Consider the following 19,471-nt stretch of genomic DNA (forward strand, 5'->3'; position numbering starts at 1 on the left):
CATGAAAAAATACTACGTCCTTTTATTTTTTATGGTTTTGTTTAGCAGTATCGCCTTTGCAAATCCGTTTATTCGTTTAGATTCTTTGGAATTGCTGCAAACAAAACAAAAGCTTAAAAACGGAACAGCATCACCAGAAACGCTTGCGGCCTATCAAAAATTAATTAAAGATGCTAATAAGACACTGACATTAGAAAATCCATCTGTAATGGATAAAACCTTACTTCCACCTTCAAAAAATAAGCATGACTATTTAAGTTTAAGTCGATATTGGTGGCCTAATCCAGAATCAGCCGATGGTTTACCTTGGATTCGTCACGATGGAAAAACCAATCCAGACTCTCAAACCGATGCCGTAGACAGAAAGCGTTTAGCTTTATTGGGACGAAGTGTTTGGAACCTAAGTTTAGCTTATTATTTTACACAAGATGAAACCTATTCAAAGAAGGCCATTAGCATGATTGAAACCTGGTTTATTAATCCAGAAACCTTTATGCATCCACATTTAAAATATGGACAAAGTATACCGGGATATCCTAATACTCGACCTTTTGGAATTTTAGATGGGCGCTCTATAGTCGAGTTTATACCCGATGCTGTAACTCTATTGACGCCTTCTAAGTATTGGGATGCTACACACCAAGTAAAAATGAATACTTGGTTTTCTGACTATTTACAGTGGTTAACAACAAGTCCTTTAGGTATGCAAGCAAGTAAATTAGAAAATAATCACGGTTCTTGGTATACTTTTCAGGTTGCTGGATTGGCATTGTATTTAGGAGACACCGCTTTGGTACAACAGATGGTAAAACATGCCGAGCAAAACTTGGAAACTATGCTAAATGAAGACGGCGGACAAATTCATGAATTGGAGCGTTCTAGATCCTTTTTTTACAGTTGTTTTAATTTAGATGCATTAACAGAATTAGCAAATTTGGGAGATAAGGTTCATGAGAATATGTGGGATTACGAGTCTGAAAACAAAAAAGGTTTAGGTTTAGCCTTGCACTATTTAACAGCGGTTGTCGACGGAAAAGTATGGCCACACGACACGCTAAAAGCTATTAATTTCTCTTATTTGATACCGATACTTTCTAAATTTTATAAAAAATATGACGATAAAATTTACAAAGATTTCTTGGTTAAAATCCTTAACGACATCGATTCAAATTCGCAACATAATAGAACGCTTCAAGAATTTTGGTTGTTTCCTCCAGATCAATTTTAAAACATAAAGTAGCATAAAAACAAAGAAGCTGTCTTTAAAGTTGAGAATTCGTCAATCTGAAAGGATACAGATTAACGGATTTTAAAACTTTTTTGGACAGCTTCTTTTATAAATGGGTATTGTAATTTACAAAACCTAAATAGCTTAATTCACTTTTAAAAGTGATATATCGAACAATACCACAGCGCCGCTAGGAATATCGTTACTTCCGTATTTTCCATAGGCTAAAGACGACGGAATTATTAGTATGCCTTTACCTCCTTCTTTAAAAAGAGGTAAACCTATTTGCCAACCTTTAATTAAATTTTTTAAATCAAATGTAGCACCGGCATCACTACTTTGGTCAAATACTTTACCATCGGTTAAATAACCGGTATAAGCCACAGTTACGTTAGAATTTACTGTAGGGTTTTCGCCTGTACCTTCTTCTTCCATAACATAATACAAACCAGATTCCGTAGCCATAGCATTTAATCCATTTGCAGCGATATAATCAAGAATTTCTGCCTTATTTTCTGCTTCGTGATCTATAATTTCAATTTCGAAAATTAAAACCGATCCCCCTTTTATACCATTATAATCGTTACTTCCGTAGGCTAAATGGGCAGGAATTAATAACATTCCACTTCCCCCTTCGTTAAAAAACTTTAGGCCTTCTTGCCAACCAGAAATAACGGTACTAAGGTTAAAAACAGCACCCGTTTCGTTACTTTCTCCAAATACTTTACCATCTGTTGTATAGCCTTTATAATGAACAGCAATATCCGATTTTGAAGTAATTTCACTTCCAGCTCCTACTTCATCAATAACATAATATAAACCCGATTCTGTGCGCGTGGCATCTAAATTATTGGCTTCTACATAAGCAGCAATTTCTTGCTCATTTTCTAAAGAATAATCTTTATTAGAGAAATTATCGTCTGAAGTACAAGAGACGAAAAGAATAACACATAAAGCGATACAAACTGATTTCATTTTCTATTTTTTTAATTAGGACTGCAAAAATAGACAAATACCCGTTGAAGGAGCCCGAAAACCTGTTAAAATACAAGGTGAATTTAAAGGAAAACAGCTGTTAAATTTTGAATAATTATCAATAAAATAAAAGGAAAACAGAGGTTTTTAAAGTCCAACAAGCTTTAATCCTTTATATCTTCAAAAATCCAAACCATTCTGTCCAAAAACCACATTTTTGCCATGTACACTAAAATGGCTCCAAGACAAGTGAGTTTTAGGTCTAAATGCCATAACCCATAGCCTAAAATGATAACCCCAATAATTTGTAAGATTGTAAGAATTTGGATTGGTAAGTGATGATGTTTAGGCACAGGATTAGATTTACGTTCGGCCCAATATTTTTCTCCTAGAACAGATTTAGAACCCCAAGACTTAAAATGTTTTGGTTTTTTAAATAAAGTGGGATTAATTTTTAACCAAACAACAAGTAATAGAATAGGAATTACACAATACCAACCTATCCAAACTCGCGACCAAATGGCTAAAATTATAAATGGTAAGGTAGCAAATCGTGTCCAAATAGACCAAGGATTTGCGTGTTTCATCCATGTATCACCATCCAGATTAAAAGATTTTGCAATTTGTTTTTCGATTGACATTCTATTTTGGTTTGAGCAAGATAAAATTACAAAAACTAATTTTTAAGCGGTGATAAAATGTAGGATATGTATCAAGGAATGGTTGTAATCATCCTTTCAAATAAAATTAAAAATTTATTCACATAAAACAAAAGCTTAACATTTTCTAAAAAACTATATTTGCCGCCATGTGGATGTATTTGGGCCTGCTATCGGCTTTATTTTTAGGATTACATAATTTATGTAAAAAACATGCGGTACAAGGAAATGAAGTTTTTCCGGTACTTTTAGGAACCATTTCTTCGGGATTTTTGTTGTTACTTCCCTTTTATTTAGGCTCTCATTTTGCGCCAGAATATACCAAATCTTTAGGCTTTTTTGTTGAAGGTATTCCGTGGCAAAAACACGGTTTTATTTTTATAAAATCTGCAATTATGGCTGCTTCTTGGGTATTAGCTTATCAGGCATTAAAGCATTTACCTATTACCATTGTTACGCCTATTAGGTCTGCTGGACCATTTTTTACATTTATAGGAGCCATTTTTATTTATCAAGAACGTCCAAATGCTTTACAGTGGATTGGTTTCTTTTTAATTATTGGATCTGTGATTTTATATTCAAAAATAGGAAAAAAAGAAGGCATACATTTTAAACGAAACAAATGGATTTTTGCCATAGTTGCAGCCACCTTTTTAGGGGCTTCAAGTGGTTTATACGATAAGTTTTTAATTCAGAATTTAGAATTGAATCCCCAAACGCTTCAATTCTGGTTTTGTTGGTATACCGTACTAATTTTACTTGTTATTCTTGCTATTACTTGGTTTCCTAAGGCCGAAAAGAGACGGGCGTTTACATGGCGTTGGTCTATTCCGGCTGTTGGTATTTTATTACAGACCGCCGATTACTTTTACTTTAGAGCTTTGCAAGATCCGGAAGCTTTGATAATGATACTTTCTGCTATAAAACGGAGCCAGATTATAATTGCCGTAGTTATTGGTGGACTTATTTTTAAAGAACAAAATAAACGAAAAAAATTAGTGCCTCTAGCGGGAATTATGTTGGGTGTGTTTTTAATTTTGTATTCCTAAATCGTATGATAATTGTATAATTTGATTGATTTTACAATTGAATTTGTACACCATTCAAATACAACTAATTCCCTTTTATCCGCTCCCAAAGATCCCGCATGAGGCGTTTAGCATCAACCGCTTCTTTGGGCAATTCTTTAAATGATATTTCGCCATTTCCATCCTTCATAATTTCATACTGAAATACAAAATTTTGGGCATTTGGTTGCATGCTTAAGGTCCCGAAACGAAGATCGTTAAAATATAAATCGTCCTCTTTTTGTGAAATGGTGTACCAACCTTTTGAAATATGAATCATACGCTTCATTTTTTCGTTAGCTTTTAATTCGGCTATCAATTCATGTTGCTTAGGATACCTGGTAAATGAGATGGGTTGCGTATCGAAAAAAGAATAATTCCCTACCAAATAGGCATCTTTAGTATCTACATTCGCTGTCCATAAAATTGTGTTTAAAGGTGCTGGTCGTGTATCTAAATCGGAATACGCGATATTTTGATACTTTAATGCAGCCTCAAATTTCGTAAAGGCTATTCCTTTTAAAATTAAACTCAACACCAAATACGAAGAACTTAAAATAAGTCCGATATTATTATACTTCCGGCGTTTTCGAGAGCTTCGGTTCTGAAACATCGCCAAAATTAAAAACACCAAAAACGGCAGCGTATAAAGCGGATCGATGACAAAAATATTTTTGTAAGCCAATCTTAAATCTAACGGCCAAAGTAATTGCGTGCCCCAAGTGGTGTGCGCATCTAATAGCGGATGGGTAATAAATGCCAAAAAAAATAACCAAGACCAATCTTTAATATTTTTATAAGACTCGTACCGTGTAACAATCCAAGCGCAGACGGGTGCAAATACTACAGAAAACACTATGGAATGCGTGAATCCTCTATGGATTTCGAGAGCAGTAACCGTGTCGGTAACATGAGAGGCCAATACATCTAAATCTGGAATAGTACCAGCAATAGCACCGTAAAGCATGGCTTTATTACCAATTTTCCGGCCTAAAATAGCCTCGCCAACAGCGGCTCCTAAAACGATTTGTGTGAGTGAATCCATATGTGTATACAAACATAATAGATGTTTTGCATATCACCTCAAGGAATTCAATGAAAACAGCTTACATATGCGCTTCAAACCAAAAGTCGATGCCCTGAGGTGCTTTTTCCGAATCTCCACCTGGTCTTTGTCCGCCACCACGAGACCCTTCTCTTCCACCTCCTCGACCTCCAGGGCCGCCACCTTGTGGTCTATTACCTCCTCCAGGTCGCATATCGCTTTCCATACCTTCTGGACGATCTTCCTTAGCCGATTTATCTGGTTTAGCTGTTTGTACACCAATCAGTAATTTAGAAAGGTCATTTTTAGCTTTAGCTTTAATTTTTTCTTTCGGAATTGTAAGCTTATAAGTTAATAGATTATCGTTTTCATTGTAAGCATATTGCGCAGAAACTCCTATACTGTTTAGCAGTACATTAAATTGTTGTTTGGAATCGTGAAACTGAAATAATGCCTCTTCCGGAAAATCTTGGGTTACCAAAGTATTTATATCAGATTTTACTTGATTCATTTCAGCCTCTGATTGAAACTGATCTTCCCTGCTAGCTCCTCGCTCACCCTCCATTCTCATGGGCATTCTAATCGGTGCTATGGGGTAGATTATTGCAACATCTTCTTTCTCTTTTCCCTTTAAATCGAACCAAATGGTTACGCCTCGGCGCAGCATAGACATTATGGTTTTAGTGTCTTTAGAGCTTAATTGTATGATAATATTAGCATTATTTTGTGTGACTTTATAATCGACAAGTTCGTGAGAACCAGAAATGGTATCTGTTTTTGTTAGACCATTTTCGGTATGGGCTGCTACAGAAAAGGTATAAAAACCTAGGACAAATAAGCATATAAGCGATTTCATAGTATTAAAATTTAAGATTGAAAAGTATAAAAGTATAGGGATTCCTGCGTGTGTTAAAATACAATAGACAAACCTTGTAAATCTACCTACGAATGTGGTGAATGTAATGATGAAACTCTACTTAAATACGACCTTTTAGAAACATATTAATGTAATTCTTTCTCTAAACTGTTAATGAGTAATTTTGTTTTACCACGTAATTCCTTGGCATTTTCTAGCTGAATTCTTGTTTGAAGCAACCGATCTATTAAACTATTTTGATAATCTCTATCCGCTAAAAGTGCACCGTAATTAGATGTTTTTCCATAGGTTTTTATTTGTGAGAATTGTGCAGGTAACTTATCAATTAAAGAAATATGCGATTCTAAAACTGGCTTTAATTTGTGCTCTATAATCAATTTAATCTTTTCATCTTGTTCTTTAAATTTTTCAATCTTATTAGGAAACATTATAATAAGATCTTTTAAACTCGCATTTTCCATAAACTCGAATTTATTCGTATTTACTATAGAATTTATAACACCGTCTAACAGACTTACCTTCTTATCTGCCAGATTAATAATCGTGTCTTTTGCCCCAACGGTAAGAGTTTTTGGGTCTTGGCCAACATATTTTAATGTGCTTTCTAAATAGGAAATGGTTTGTGGATATTCGTCGATTACACCACACAAAATACCATAATTTGTATGTAATTCTTCGTTTAAATTCGCATATATTTTATGCTCGGAAATGCTATTTTTTCTTATGTCATTTAATTCGTTAATTTTCCAGGCAATAGAAATACCAATAACTATAAGTACAATTTCTCCTAAGGCATAAATGAGATAAGATTTTATTTTTCCAGAGGCCACTAATTGCTGTCTTAACTTTCGGAATAATTTCATATTCTAAATTTTTAATCTTGTTAATTTTAAATATGAATGAAATGTAAGGCTCTTTAAATTAGATAAGAAAATAGATATACCAAACCGGTTATCCTATCTACAATTACACAGATTATAAGGATTCGAATTGAAGAAAATTATGAGAATTACAAAGAATTAGAATTGATAAACTCCAAAAATTTGGGCTTATATTGTTCGGAAACCGTGATGCGCTGATTGTTGATAATAATTTGGCTACGCTCTACCACATCTATATTTTTTAACGACACAATAAAAGAGCGATGCACACGCATAAAATCTGATTTTGGTAATTCTTCCTCTAAAGATTTTAAACTCATTAGGGTTAAAATGGCTTTGGGGTTGTCCTTTAACCAAATTTTTATATAATCTTTTAAGCCTTCAAAATACAAGACATCGGCTAATTTTATACGTACTTGTTTATACTCCGATTTTACAAAAAGAAATTCCTTTTCTTCCGAAACAGCAGCTGCAGCCTCCGTTTTGCTTCCTTTTACCATCTCGAACCAAGTTCGCGCTTTATTGGCGGCGGTTAAAAATTCGGCATAATCAAAAGGTTTTAATAAATAGTCTAAAGCTTCTACCTTAAAACCTTCTAACGCATAGTGATCGAAGGCTGTTGTAAAAATTACTCGGGTACTTTTGGGCAACATTTTAGAAAATTCTAAACCCGATAAATCTGGCATTTGTATATCTAAAAATAGCAGATCTACCGTCTCTGTTTGCAGAAACTCCATAGCCTCAATCGCACTACTACACTTTTTTTGAAGTGCTAAAAAGGGTGTTTTTTCAACATAACTTTCTACCAAATTTAGAGCCATGGGCTCGTCGTCAACTATAACACAACTCAGTTTTAAAGATTCCATAAGGCTTAAGTTTCTATTTGTAAATCTACTAAAAATCGGCCATCTAAAACCTCGGTTTTAAAGGTATGCTTGTTAGGGTATAATAAATTCAAGCGTTTTTTTAGGTTTTGTAAGCCAATACCAGAGCCACTTTTATCATCGGTTTGCTTTGGGAAATTGGCATTTTCTATATGAAAACATACTTTATTTCCTTCGGTAGTCATTGCAATGTAAATGTTACTTTCTTTATGTGCCGAGACCCCGTGTTTAAAGGCATTTTCTATTAATGAAATAAATAATAAAGGGGCTACTTTAAGGGGTGAAATGTCTGAAGGAAACTTGGAAACCACCTGAGTTTTATCGGAAATACGCAGTTTCATAAGTTCTAAATACTTTTTCATAAAATCGATTTCTTTAGATAAAGGCACCTCTTCAATATTGGTTTCGTACAACAAATACCGCATCAATTTACTTAAACTGTGAATGGTCGATTTGGCTTGTTCTGGCGAAATATCGACCAAAGAATAAATGTTGTTTAACGAATTAAAAAAGAAATGCGGCTGTAACTGATAGCGTAAATGTTGTAATTCGGAATGCAGTTTTACATTTGCGGCTTCTCTACGCTCGGTTTCGGTAGTTTGCCAGCGTTTTGTAGTTTTTAACGCAATAGAAAATAATAACGGAACCACGTACGATAGCATTTGCATATAAACAAACATTTCGAATGGTGGTTTCTCGTTAGCTTTTCTAGGATCATTTTTCATTAAATCCTCGAAAAAATGAATTTCAATTTGTTCTCTTAAATATAAAAACAACGCAATAAGTCCGAGGTTTATAGAGATGAATACAAATGTCTTTTTTGTAAACAAATAGCGATCAATAAGAATTAAATAATTGATATAGAAAATTATAGCATAAAACCCTATCGGAATCCAAAAATGTGCGATAATACGATTTAGGTCCTGCTCTTGCCCGTACGATAAAAAATAAGGCATGCTAAATAACACCAACCATACCAATATATGCGAAGCAATTACTATATATTTATTCTTGTGCATTTCATTGTTGTTTTAAATTTTACCATAAATAGTTATATCACATTTAGTGAGTATCAATTATAGAATTATGGATTTAGTCTGTCTAAATCTTAAAAACCAACCAGCTAAACCTCGATTGCATTTGTAAATGTTAAACTTTAAATGGCTACCACAAATGTAAAAACAATACTTTTCTTTTCTTTACAAAATAGATGATTAGATGTGTTTACTATATGAATCTAAAGATTTTATAGATGGCTTTATTTCTAAAAATTAATTTCAATAGTAATGCTTTATAGAAACGATTCAAAAACCATACTTCCCAAAAAAGACCTCATTCTATAAAGTAAGATTTGTTTTTAACTCATATTCAATAATACAATAACATATACAAAACAGCTAGTTTACCTTTACTTTCAATACATGGGTCATAATTTATAGGATTTGAATTTTGATTTATATAGAGTTCTTCTAAGTATAGATATTTTTAACACATAGATTCATTTTAAGGAGATTAAATCTTGATTAAATACTAAAACTACTATTTTAAGTAAGAATCAGGCTTTAATTATGCCTTAGGAATCTTTATTTATTTAAATCAAATACTAACTAATTATGACTTATTTAAAAAAACTAAAATGGTTAACCACATTAATGGTGGTTTTAATGTCTTACTATTCTAAAGGTTATTCCCAAACACAAGTAGTAGTTAACTCCTTATCAGAGTTTCATTCTGTTGTACAAAACAGTGATCAAGAAATAATTCTAGCACCTGGCGATTATGAATTAGATGATTTACCAAGTGATTCAAGAGTAATTAATTGTTCAGGTTCTAACAATACTATTGATATGACAGGAGTACGAATTAAGACTTTAGTTGGCTCTATTAGAGAAAGCTACTTTATTATATCTGGAAATGATAATATCGTTAAAAATGGAGCAATTGAAGATTATTATTCTAGTGGTCTTACAGAAGTTACAGACTATAGTGCTTATAATAACGACCCTGCGCTTGCATATGGATTAAAAGGAGCAGCAGTTATGCGTATTTCTGGAAATAACAATCAGTTACTAGATTTTGAATTAATTATTAGAGGTTCTTACCCTTACGGTTATGGAAGTATTTATGGAATAGGATCAGACCGCACATTTAACCATAGTAAACGTTGTGGTATAGTGATTAATGGTCTTGAGGGTGGTGGAAATGGAAACACTTTAGATGGTATAACCATGTATCATTATGCTTTTGGGCATGGTATTTTTATACAAAATGGAGCAGGTAACAATCTAATTAAAAACTGTTATGTTGAAGGAAGAATGAGACCTAGTGCAGATCTTTATAATGACACTGAAACATACGATTATCCGTACCGTAGCAATTATGAAATTGCTGCACCGGGTACTCCTTTTGCAATGCCTTTTGAGTCTCCTATTCCAATTCCTATGGATGTTATGTACCCACTTTCTGAGGATGGTATCCGTTCCTATGGTGGTACCGGCGCTGTAACTGTAGAAAACTGTACAGTAAAAAATATGCGAGGGGGTGTTCGTACCTATTTAGCCTCTAGTGCTACAGTAACAAACTGTACCTCTATAGGCAATGGTTTAACTAATTTTAATGTTAATAGTGGAGGTCAAGTTAGTGAATCAACAGGAGATTTTACTTATGCTCCTATAATGGACGTTCCATTAGATCGTTCAGGTCAAAATATAGAATTGACTATTATGCCATCACCTGATGCTATAGGTCCACACAATATTGCAGATATTGATGGAAATAATCATAAAATTACTTTTCATCGTACAGAAGGGCCTTTAGATAGTGATGAAGAACGCGCAATTGTAATAACAGGAAATAATTCCACTATTGTAAACGAAACGGAATACAAAATTATCCTTGAATCCACTGCAAGTGGAAATACCATTATAAGCTGTGGTGGTGGTGAAATTATAGATAATGGTTCTCTAAACACTATTACTGAAAGTGAAAATTGTAAACTTCCTGTTAACCTAGCAACTAAGTATGGGACAGCAACCCAATCTACAGATTATGAAAGTCATGGTTCTGCGTCAAATGCCATTGATGGGAACACAAATAGTACTTGGGGTGGTCGTTCACTATCTCATACCAGTGGTAACGCAACACTAGATCCAGAACCTTGGTGGCAAGTAGATTTAAGTGCGAATTACCAAATAGAAACCATAAAAATATATAATAGAACAGATTGCTGTTCAGATAGACTTAATAATTTTACAGTAGAAGTAATTGATTCAAATGGTGCCGTAGCTTTTAGTCAATTTTATGAAACAGCACCAAGTAATGCTTTTACCATAACTACAGGAGATGCTATTGGAGGTATTGTAAAAATATCTAAAACAACTTCTGATGCTTTAGCATTAGCCGAAGTCGAAATTTTTGGTGAAGATGCTGAAGTTACCTTATCGGACAAGACATTTGAACTCAGTCAAATCAAACTATACCCAAACCCAGCCAACGATATACTTAACATAGCAAATGCAAAAGGAGAAATGGTGTCAGTTTATAGTATTCTTGGTAAACAGGTTTTAACAACAAAACTAGAACACGCCAATGAAACTATAGATATTAGTGGTTTAAATACAGGTATATATTTTGCTGAATTTAAGATTGGAACAACTAGAAAAATAATAAAACTAATTAAAAAATAACCCTAATAATAATAATAATAATTTCTAGAAAACTAGAACATTCGACATAAAATCGAATCTAGTATCATAAAAAATAAACCTATGAGAACCTTAATGCTAAGTTGTGCAGTGATTATGCTTATGATGAATCCTGTACATTCACAATCTACTAATAACGCTATTGACCCCTATGCCAATGAAACCGAGGCTGAACGCGATGCCCGTATGGAATGGTTTCGTATCGCAAGATTTGGAATGTTTATACATTGGGGCGTTTATGCTGTTCCTGCAGGAATATACAAAGGTGAAGATGCGGGAAAATATGGTGAATGGATTATGTCGGACGCAAGCATACCCATGGCCACCTACCAAAATTACGCCAAGGAATTTAACCCTGTTAAATACGATCCAGAAGCTTGGGTAAAGCTCGCTAAAGATGCAGGCATGAAATATATTGTTATTACCTCTAAACATCATGATGGTTTTGCAATGTTCGGCTCTAAAGTTTCTGAATGGGATATTATGGATGCTTCTCCTTACGGAAAAGACCTTATTGCCCCTTTGGCCGAGGCATGTAAAAAACATGGCATTAAGCTAGGACTGTACTATTCGCAAGCTCAAGACTGGAACCAAGGCGGATCTGCTCGAGGTAAGGATAAAAAAGGCAAGTGGGATCCAGCTCAGGAACATGATATGGACGATTATATTAAAAATATTGCCGTGCCTCAAGTAAAGGAAATTTTAACGCAATACCAACCTGCAATATTATGGTGGGATACACCACGAGGCATGACAAAAGAACGTGCCGAACAATTTTTACCACTTTTAAAACTTTCTCCGGGCGTTATTCATAATAACAGACTTGGTGGCGATTATGAAGGAGACATCAGTACGCCTGAACAGTTTATTCCTGGTACAGGTCTTCCTGGCGATTGGGAATCGTGTATGACCATGAACAATACTTGGGGATATAAAAGTAACGATCACAACTGGAAGTCTACTGAAACCCTGATCCAAAATTTAGTTGATATTGCTAGTAAAGGTGGAAATTTCCTCCTAAATGTAGGACCAACAGCCGAAGGTCTAATCCCTGAACCTAGTGTTGAACGGTTAAAAAATATTGGAACATGGATGGATAAAAATAGTGAATCTATTTATGGTACCAGTGCAAGTCCGTGTCGTACACCTACATGGGGGCGAATCACTACACGTACAACTGGAAAAAATACGACGCTTTATCTTAATGTTTTTGACTGGCCAGAAAACGGAGAGCTATTTATACCTATTACCAACACCGTGCAATCTTGTAATTTACTGGTTAATAAATCTCAAAAATACAAAACAAAAACCGATGATCAGGGTACCACAATATCTTTAGTAGGTAAAGCTCCAGATGCTATTAGTTCTGTAATTGTATTAGAAATAATAGGGAAACCTATAGTAAGCGATGCCGACATAATTAAGCAAAATGAAGATGGCACTGTTTTATTAACCGCACAACAATCCATAATAAATAATGTGATAGGCACTCATGTTGCTTATAATAAAGAGATGGATTGCATAGAACAATGGTCAGCTCAAAAAGTAACAGTGGATTGGGACTTTAACGTTGATACAGCAGGTACATACGCTATTATGATGGACATAGCCTCTGAAGAAGAAAGTGAAATAGAACTTACTGTGGCAGAACAAACTATTAAGAATAAACTACCTGCAACCGGAGGTTTTACAACTTATAAAACAGTAAATGTTGGTGAAGTGGTTATTGATAAAGCAGGTAATTATAGTATTCATCTTAAACCAAACGATAAAGCATGGAACACAATAAACTTACATAAAGTACAATTGTTACCGAAGCGGTAAACTACCCATTTTAACGCAGATAATACCCTTAGCTTCTCCTTATGTTAATAATGTAATGCGATGCTAATGTATGTGTCTCAATAAAAACGAGGCTGTCCTTAAGTGTTTAAATCTTCATTCTGAATATATTTCAGAATCTCATCATATTTAGTACCAAGTATGTGAGAACCTGAATCAAGTTCAGGTTGACGAAATTTCAACTTTTTAGACAGCCTCGTTTTTTTGTTCCATAACCCGTATGGATTATTGGCCTTGTTCTATACCTGAATGTCCTAATTAATAGAAGATAAAAGCTTTCCTATATCAAGAGTAAAAGTATAATTAATAACTTAATCAGTTATAACTTAGAAAACAAATGAGCTGGTATCTCATCTTTAACAATGACGTTTTTCGGCCCCCCTGCATTTTCACTTCTATTAAATGATAATAAAATGTTACCTACTTTTTGATAATTATCCCACGCTCTTATAAATCGTGGTTTTTCATCTTTATAATTTCCAAAGAACGCCCATTGTTTAACTAAATGATCGGTTTGATCGATATAAATATGATATTTATTATCCGGTGTAACTCCTACATTTATAAATGTCATTTCTAGCACGTCAGCTAAATTTCCGTTTGGTAGTTGCGCTGTCTGTACATAAGTAATTTGAACTCCATCATCTTTTAATTTCCAAGGCATAGTTAACCAATACGAATCATTAATCCACCATTTTTTCCCTTGTTCAAGGACTTTACTAAGTGCTTCGGGGGCGGAAATTAATTTACCATCTTGTGACGCTTTTCCTTCCCCTGAATTAATATTGACAATAAGCAATAGGTTTTCAGTAGAATTTTCTATTCTAACATCTCCAGTCCATTTATCCCAATACAGTGTTCTTTTTCCAAAATCCCATTGAACGAAATGCGTATTATTCCAATTTTCCAGGCCTCCCATGGCGTCGAAAGATTGTTGTATGAGTTGATTGATTTTCTGTGTGTCTTCTTGAGCTTGAACATGTATCGCTCCCAAAAGCATAAGGATAATTACTTTAAATTGTTTCATGAATGTGATTGTGTTTTAGTGATTTATAAATATAATTAAAGGGTGGACTAATTTAACCCATCCTTTATTATATAAAGTTTTCTTTACTAATCCCAAGTATTCGATTTAGACACCGCATAGTTTCCTGGCCCCGTAAAAAACAATGCTAATGCACCAAAGGCATACAATAAAATCATTTCTATGGCTAGTCCTCCTGTTTTAGATAAGGCGAACAAATTTTCGGAATGTGCTAAAAATAAGGCAAAGAACATTCCAAAAGTAAAAACTAAAGCTGCTAATCGCGTTCTAAAACCGATAATAATAAGCAAGGGTGCAAGCAATTCTGTAATATACACGCCATAGGCCATGAATTCTGGTAAACCGTGGTTTGATAACATATGCATTACGGCGTCTATATGACCTAGTTTTGCCACCCCATGAAACAGCATCAAGCCACCAGTGGTAAGTCTTAAAATTAATAATCCGATGTTACTATTTGTTTTCATTATAATTCGATTTATAGGTTTGTAATCCGATTACATGATGTTTTTATGTGCTTTATTCGGATTGATTTTAGTTTCGATGTATACCAATTGTTTAAGCTGGTTATCCTCTTTTTGTCTTATTACTTTAGAACTCATATACTTAAAAGTAAAAAGTCCTATACTTAATATGATCATTGAAATTGTCATGGTTTTATAATTTAATTTATTCGTAACGTAAAGCTGTAATAGGGTCTAATGCTGATGCTTTTCTTGCCGGATACCAGCCAAAGAAAATTCCTGTAATGGCACAAACAGCAAAGGAAATTACTATAGAATATAAAGCCACACTGGTAGGCCAATGCAGGAATTTCTCAATAAATACCGTAGCCCCTAAACCTAAGATGACGCCTAACACACCACCTGTTATACTAATTAAAATAGCTTCGATTAAGAATTGCATTAAAATATCCGATCCTTTACCACCAACCGCCATTCGTAAGCCAATTTCTTTGGTTCGTTCTTTTACCGATACATACATAATATTCATAATTCCAATACCTCCAATAAGTAGTGAAATACCTGCTACTGCCACAAGTAAGATGGTTAACATTTCGCTAGTAGAACTAAAGGTTGAAATAAGTTCTTCCATAGATCGTACAGTAAAATCATCGTCTTCGCTATCTAATAATTTATGTTGTGTTCTTAAAAGTTCGGTTACTTGCTCAACGGCGGCAGGAGCATCGTCTTCACTAATAGCAGAAGCCATTATTTGATTTAAATAGTCGATAGCCAAAATACGTTTTTGTACCGTTGTAAATGGCGCAACTACTATATCGTCTTGATCTTGTCCGAAAGTATTCTCCCCTTTTTCTTCTAAAACGCCAATGACTTTAAACGGAATGTTATTAAAACGAATCATTTTACCAACTGGATCTTCGCCATTAGGAAAAACATTGTCTACTACGGTTTGACCAATTAATGCGACTTTTGAAGCTGATTTTACTTCGGCATCGGTAAACATACTTCCACTTTGTAAACCAACCACTTTAATATTTAAAAAGTCTGGATACACCCCATAAATGGTGGTAGGCCAGTTGTTATTACCGTTAATTGCTTGTCCGCCACTATTAACCACGGGCGTGATATAGCTTAACAACGGACTGTTTTCCTTAATCACCTCGAAATCTTTAAGTGTTAAAGTTTGGACATTCCCTCCGCTTCCTCTCGCCGGACTTCGGTCGTCTGCTCCAGGACGGATGGTTACCATATTGGAACCCATACTAGAAATAGTGGTTCTAATACTTTCTTTAGAACCTTCACCAATGGCAAGCATGGCGATTACAGAGGCAACACCAATTATAATTCCGAGCATCGTTAACAAGGTTCTTACTTTATTAAGCACGATGGCTTTATAAGCAATTTTAAATAGATTTAATAGTCTCATAATTAATGGTCTTCTTTAGGTAATTTGGCTAATTCTTCTGCTGCCGATAATATGTTTGTATTCTCATCATCTTTTATAACATGGCCATCTTTTAAAACAATGGTTCTGCTACTAAACATGGCGATATCGGACTCGTGGGTAACAAAAGTGATGGTAATACCTTGCGTTTTGTTTAGCTCCTGAAACAAGGACATAATCTCGTACGAGGTTCTTGTATCTAGGTTTCCTGTGGCCTCATCGGCAAGTATCATTACGGGGTTGTTTACCAGGGCTCTGGCAATAGCCACACGCTGTTGTTGTCCTCCCGAAAGTTGCGAAGGTGTATGATGTAATCGTTCACCCAAACCCACCATTTCTAGAGCTTTAACAGCACGTTCACGACGTTCGGTATGAGACACTTTACTATTGTATAACAAGGGTAATTCTACATTTTCTATAGCCGATGTACGTGCTAATAGATTATATGACTGAAAAATAAATCCGATTTTTTCGTTACGTATCGTGGCCAATTCATTTTTAGATAGGTTTTTTACTTTTAAACTATCTATTTCGTACCCACCAGAAGTGGGCTGATCTAAACAGCCCAAAATATTAAGCATGGTACTTTTTCCAGATCCACTAGATCCCATGATGGTAACAAATTCTCCTTCTTTAATGCTAAACGAAATCCCTTTTAAAGCATGAACCGTTTCTGTTCCCATTGTAAACTCACGCTTTAAATCTTCAATTTTTATGATATCTTTTTTCATGATCGTTTACTTTATATTATTTCTTTCCTGGTGGTTTAGGCATAAATGGACTATCTCCAGGGCCTTGCTGTCCTTCCGGCATTTTAGTTGGGGTTTCAGCTTTTAAGCTATACACGATTTTTTCGCCAGCTTTAATACCACTTAGTATCTGAACATTTACACCATCGCTAGCTCCTAAAGTAACTTGTCTTGGTGATATCATGCCATTCTTTTGCATCACCCAAACTAGGCTTTTGGATTCATCTATATCCATACCTTCTGGCCCAGGCCCTGTGTGGTCATCATCTTCTGGGTGCACCATAACGATATCTTGTTGTGCATCGTAAGCCTCCATAACAGATGGTGTAGGTTTAAAATTAATAGCCTTTGCTTCGGTTGTTAATACATCATTCAATTCTAAAGTATAAATTGAAATAGTAGCAGTTAAACCCGGTTTAAGTTTAAAATCTGGATTATCGGCTTTTATAACTACGGTATAGGTTACTACATTAGAAGTAATTGTAGGGGCTAAACGCACTTGGGTAACAACACCTTCAAAGGTTTCACCTATATAAGCATCTACTGTAAATGTTACACGTTGTCCTTCTTTCACTTCTCCTATATCGGCCTCATCTACATCGGCTTCAACTTGCATTTCTCTTAAATCTTTAGCGATAGTAAATAATGTTGGTGTACTTAAACTAGCCGCTACCGTTTGACCTTCATCTATATCTTTGGATAACACAACACCATCTATTGGTGAATAAATATTGGCGTATCCTAAGTTGGTTTTAGACTTTTGAAGATCAGATAAGCGTTGTATAGCGGTACTTTTAGCAGTTTCGTAATTGTAAACCGCATCGTCGTAATCAGATTTACTAATCACTTGTTTAGAATACAAGGTGTTTTGTCTGTCGAAAATAGTTTTCATGTAATTGCGCTGCGTTACGGCATTGTCGTAAGCTGCTTGAGCTTGCGTTGTTTCTGCTCTCAAATTGGTTTTATCTAATTCGGCGATAAGCTGCCCTTCTTTAACTACGCTGTTATAATCCACATAAATTTTTTCTACAACTCCAGAAACCTGAGTCCCTACTTCTACCTGTGTAATAGGTTCTATAGTTCCGGTTGCAGTAACCATAGTGGTAACATTACCCGATTTAACAGCAATGGTTTGAGCGATTATACGGTTTGTATCTTTTTTTGAGATAAAACTATATCCCACAGCAGCAAGGACTAATACGGCAATACTGCTTATTATAATATTTCTTTTAGTTTTCATGTTGATTATAATTTAATGTCGTTTCCTTGATAAAATTGAAGTAATTGGTGGTATAAAATGTTTAAGTATTTGGCTTGAATATAATTTTGTTGTGCAGCGGTATACGTATTCTGATTGATGATTAAATCGGTAGTACTTAATTCACCCAACTCGTATTTGGTTTTAGCCAAAGTGTACGATTGTAAGGCCGCTTCTTGTGAAGCTTCTGCGGCTATAAGTTGTTCTTGCGCAGAAAGTGCATTTTGATATGCCGTTTCTACTTTTTTATAGATTTCTTTTTCTGTAGTTTGCTTCTGAATTTGAGCCCGTTCAATATTAATTTTGGCTGTTTTTACTGCATTTTTAGTTTCATTTCTATTAAAAATGGGAATGGTAAGACTCACCCCTACTTTTTGATTGAAGTTGATGTTTAATTGCTCTGCAAAATCGATATCTGCAATACTGGTATATCCAGAACCTACACTTCCTACCAACGATAATGTTGGTAAATATCCGCCTTTGGCTATATCTAATTCCTTTTCATTAATGGCAATATTTAAATCGCTAGCATCCATTTCTGGAAGAATATTTAAAGCTTTATAATAGATGGTCATTTTATCCATTTCAAGATTAATGAGGTCCATATTATCGGAAATGTCTTCAACCTCTATGTTGTCTAAAGGATCTAATTCTAACAATTGTTTTAAAGCAATAATGTATTGCTGATAGTTGTTTTTTGCTGCAATAACACTGTATTTATTGGTAGCTGCTTGCGACTGAGCTTCTGTATAATCGTTAAGCGCAATACTTCCTGCATCTAGTCTAGCCTTAGCGCGAAGGACTTCTTTTTCTGAAGCTTCTAAATTATTTTCTGCAATAGTAATGTCTTCTTTGGCATATAAAATTTGAAGATAATTTTCTAAAATGCTTACTATAATACTGTTTTTAGCTTCTTCAACTAAAAATTCACTTTGGTCTACAATGAGTTTATTTTGTTTTACCTGATTATTTAATTGTCCTCCTTGATATAAAGTCATAGACGAACTAACTCCAATATTTGAGGAGTAAATCTGGTCGGTAACATACTCGCTCGTAATAGGGTCGATAGAGTTCCCATTAGAAAAATTTTGAGATAAACTACCAAACAAATTTGGCAATTTTTGTGATTTTGCTCGGTCGTAATCGACCTCAGAAATTTCTTTACTTAAATCGGCATCTTTAACCGTAATATTATTAGCAATTGCGTAATTGATACAATCGTCTAAAGACCAAATTTCAGGTTTAGGTATAGAATCTGTGGTTTGTGCCGCAGCGATTATAACAAAGAAAAAGCAATAGAGTTGAGAAATAATTTTCATTGTTTTGAATGTGTTTATCATTTAACACTT

Annotated in this window: 18 protein-coding genes; 4 read left to right on the forward strand and 14 right to left on the reverse strand. The window is 34.6% G+C overall.

Annotated elements, in window-relative coordinates:
* Nucleotide 1 precedes the first annotated feature (1 nt).
* Nucleotides 2–1,228 (forward strand): alginate lyase family protein, encoded by a 1,227-nt coding sequence (locus tag A9D35_RS01885; RefSeq protein ID WP_159427032.1) that lies wholly within the window; start codon nucleotides 2–4, stop codon nucleotides 1,226–1,228.
* Between the two features lie 144 nt (nucleotides 1,229–1,372).
* On the opposite strand, the gene A9D35_RS19605 is transcribed toward A9D35_RS01885, so the two are convergent.
* Nucleotides 1,373–2,203: an FKBP-type peptidyl-prolyl cis-trans isomerase gene (locus A9D35_RS19605; protein WP_066218236.1), complete on the reverse strand. Its 831-nt coding sequence runs from the start codon at nucleotides 2,201–2,203 to the stop codon at nucleotides 1,373–1,375.
* 164 nt (nucleotides 2,204–2,367) lie between these two features.
* Nucleotides 2,368–2,844 carry a DUF6653 family protein gene (locus A9D35_RS01895; RefSeq protein WP_066218238.1) on the reverse strand — a complete coding sequence of 159 codons (477 nt, stop codon included), beginning with the start codon at nucleotides 2,842–2,844 and terminating at the stop codon, nucleotides 2,368–2,370.
* 167 nt (nucleotides 2,845–3,011) lie between these two features.
* On the opposite strand from A9D35_RS01895, the gene A9D35_RS01900 reads away from it, so the two are divergent.
* Complete coding sequence (locus A9D35_RS01900) at nucleotides 3,012–3,911, forward strand: DMT family transporter (RefSeq protein ID WP_066218241.1); 900 nt, start codon at nucleotides 3,012–3,014, stop codon at nucleotides 3,909–3,911.
* Between the two features lie 64 nt (nucleotides 3,912–3,975).
* On the opposite strand, the gene A9D35_RS01905 is transcribed toward A9D35_RS01900, so the two are convergent.
* From A9D35_RS01905 to A9D35_RS01925, 5 genes are all read right to left on the reverse strand, one after another.
* Nucleotides 3,976–4,974, reverse strand: coding sequence for a metal-dependent hydrolase (locus A9D35_RS01905; protein ID WP_066218244.1), 999 nt, complete (start codon nucleotides 4,972–4,974; stop codon nucleotides 3,976–3,978).
* A 61-nt stretch (nucleotides 4,975–5,035) separates the two neighbouring features.
* A complete protein-coding gene (locus A9D35_RS01910; protein WP_066218247.1) occupies nucleotides 5,036–5,830 on the reverse strand; it encodes a hypothetical protein in 795 nt (264 codons plus the stop codon).
* 146 nt (nucleotides 5,831–5,976) lie between these two features.
* Nucleotides 5,977–6,714 carry a hypothetical protein gene (locus tag A9D35_RS01915; RefSeq protein ID WP_066218250.1) on the reverse strand — a complete coding sequence of 246 codons (738 nt, stop codon included), beginning with the start codon at nucleotides 6,712–6,714 and terminating at the stop codon, nucleotides 5,977–5,979.
* A gap of 146 nt (nucleotides 6,715–6,860) precedes the next feature.
* A complete protein-coding gene (locus A9D35_RS01920) occupies nucleotides 6,861–7,598 on the reverse strand; it encodes a LytR/AlgR family response regulator transcription factor (RefSeq protein ID WP_066218252.1) in 738 nt (245 codons plus the stop codon).
* A 5-nt stretch (nucleotides 7,599–7,603) separates the two neighbouring features.
* Nucleotides 7,604–8,635 (reverse strand): sensor histidine kinase, encoded by a 1,032-nt coding sequence (locus tag A9D35_RS01925; RefSeq protein ID WP_066218255.1) that lies wholly within the window; start codon nucleotides 8,633–8,635, stop codon nucleotides 7,604–7,606.
* Between the two features lie 594 nt (nucleotides 8,636–9,229).
* On the opposite strand from A9D35_RS01925, the gene A9D35_RS01930 reads away from it, so the two are divergent.
* Together A9D35_RS01930 and A9D35_RS01935 are read left to right on the forward strand one after the other, a co-directional pair.
* Nucleotides 9,230–11,302, forward strand: coding sequence for a T9SS type A sorting domain-containing protein (locus tag A9D35_RS01930; RefSeq protein WP_066218257.1), 2,073 nt, complete (start codon nucleotides 9,230–9,232; stop codon nucleotides 11,300–11,302).
* 81 nt (nucleotides 11,303–11,383) lie between these two features.
* The gene (locus A9D35_RS01935; protein WP_066218262.1) at nucleotides 11,384–13,144 is read left to right on the forward strand and encodes an alpha-L-fucosidase; all 1,761 of its coding nucleotides are present in this window, start codon (nucleotides 11,384–11,386) and stop codon (nucleotides 13,142–13,144) included.
* 337 nt (nucleotides 13,145–13,481) lie between these two features.
* Here A9D35_RS01935 and A9D35_RS01940 read toward each other — a convergent pair whose 3' ends face one another.
* The 7 genes from A9D35_RS01940 to A9D35_RS01965 form a co-directional block, all read right to left on the reverse strand.
* Nucleotides 13,482–14,162, reverse strand: coding sequence for a hypothetical protein (locus A9D35_RS01940; RefSeq protein ID WP_235817833.1), 681 nt, complete (start codon nucleotides 14,160–14,162; stop codon nucleotides 13,482–13,484).
* Between the two features lie 113 nt (nucleotides 14,163–14,275).
* Entirely contained in the window at nucleotides 14,276–14,674 is a 399-nt protein-coding gene (locus tag A9D35_RS01945) for a DoxX family protein (protein WP_066218268.1), read from the reverse strand.
* A 30-nt stretch (nucleotides 14,675–14,704) separates the two neighbouring features.
* The gene (locus A9D35_RS18640) at nucleotides 14,705–14,860 is read right to left on the reverse strand and encodes a hypothetical protein (protein ID WP_159427033.1); all 156 of its coding nucleotides are present in this window, start codon (nucleotides 14,858–14,860) and stop codon (nucleotides 14,705–14,707) included.
* A gap of 16 nt (nucleotides 14,861–14,876) precedes the next feature.
* A complete protein-coding gene (locus tag A9D35_RS01950) occupies nucleotides 14,877–16,097 on the reverse strand; it encodes an ABC transporter permease (protein WP_066218270.1) in 1,221 nt (406 codons plus the stop codon).
* A gap of 2 nt (nucleotides 16,098–16,099) precedes the next feature.
* Nucleotides 16,100–16,846 carry an ABC transporter ATP-binding protein gene (locus A9D35_RS01955; RefSeq protein WP_066218273.1) on the reverse strand — a complete coding sequence of 249 codons (747 nt, stop codon included), beginning with the start codon at nucleotides 16,844–16,846 and terminating at the stop codon, nucleotides 16,100–16,102.
* Nucleotides 16,847–16,862: 16 nt separating this feature from the next.
* The gene (locus tag A9D35_RS01960) at nucleotides 16,863–18,104 is read right to left on the reverse strand and encodes an efflux RND transporter periplasmic adaptor subunit (RefSeq protein WP_066218277.1); all 1,242 of its coding nucleotides are present in this window, start codon (nucleotides 18,102–18,104) and stop codon (nucleotides 16,863–16,865) included.
* A 5-nt stretch (nucleotides 18,105–18,109) separates the two neighbouring features.
* Nucleotides 18,110–19,441: a TolC family protein gene (locus A9D35_RS01965; protein ID WP_066218280.1), complete on the reverse strand. Its 1,332-nt coding sequence runs from the start codon at nucleotides 19,439–19,441 to the stop codon at nucleotides 18,110–18,112.
* Between the last annotated feature and the right edge of the window lie 30 nt (nucleotides 19,442–19,471).

The sequence above is a fragment of the Formosa haliotis genome, from assembly GCF_001685485.1.
Taxonomy (GTDB): Bacteria; Bacteroidota; Bacteroidia; order Flavobacteriales; family Flavobacteriaceae; genus Formosa; species Formosa haliotis.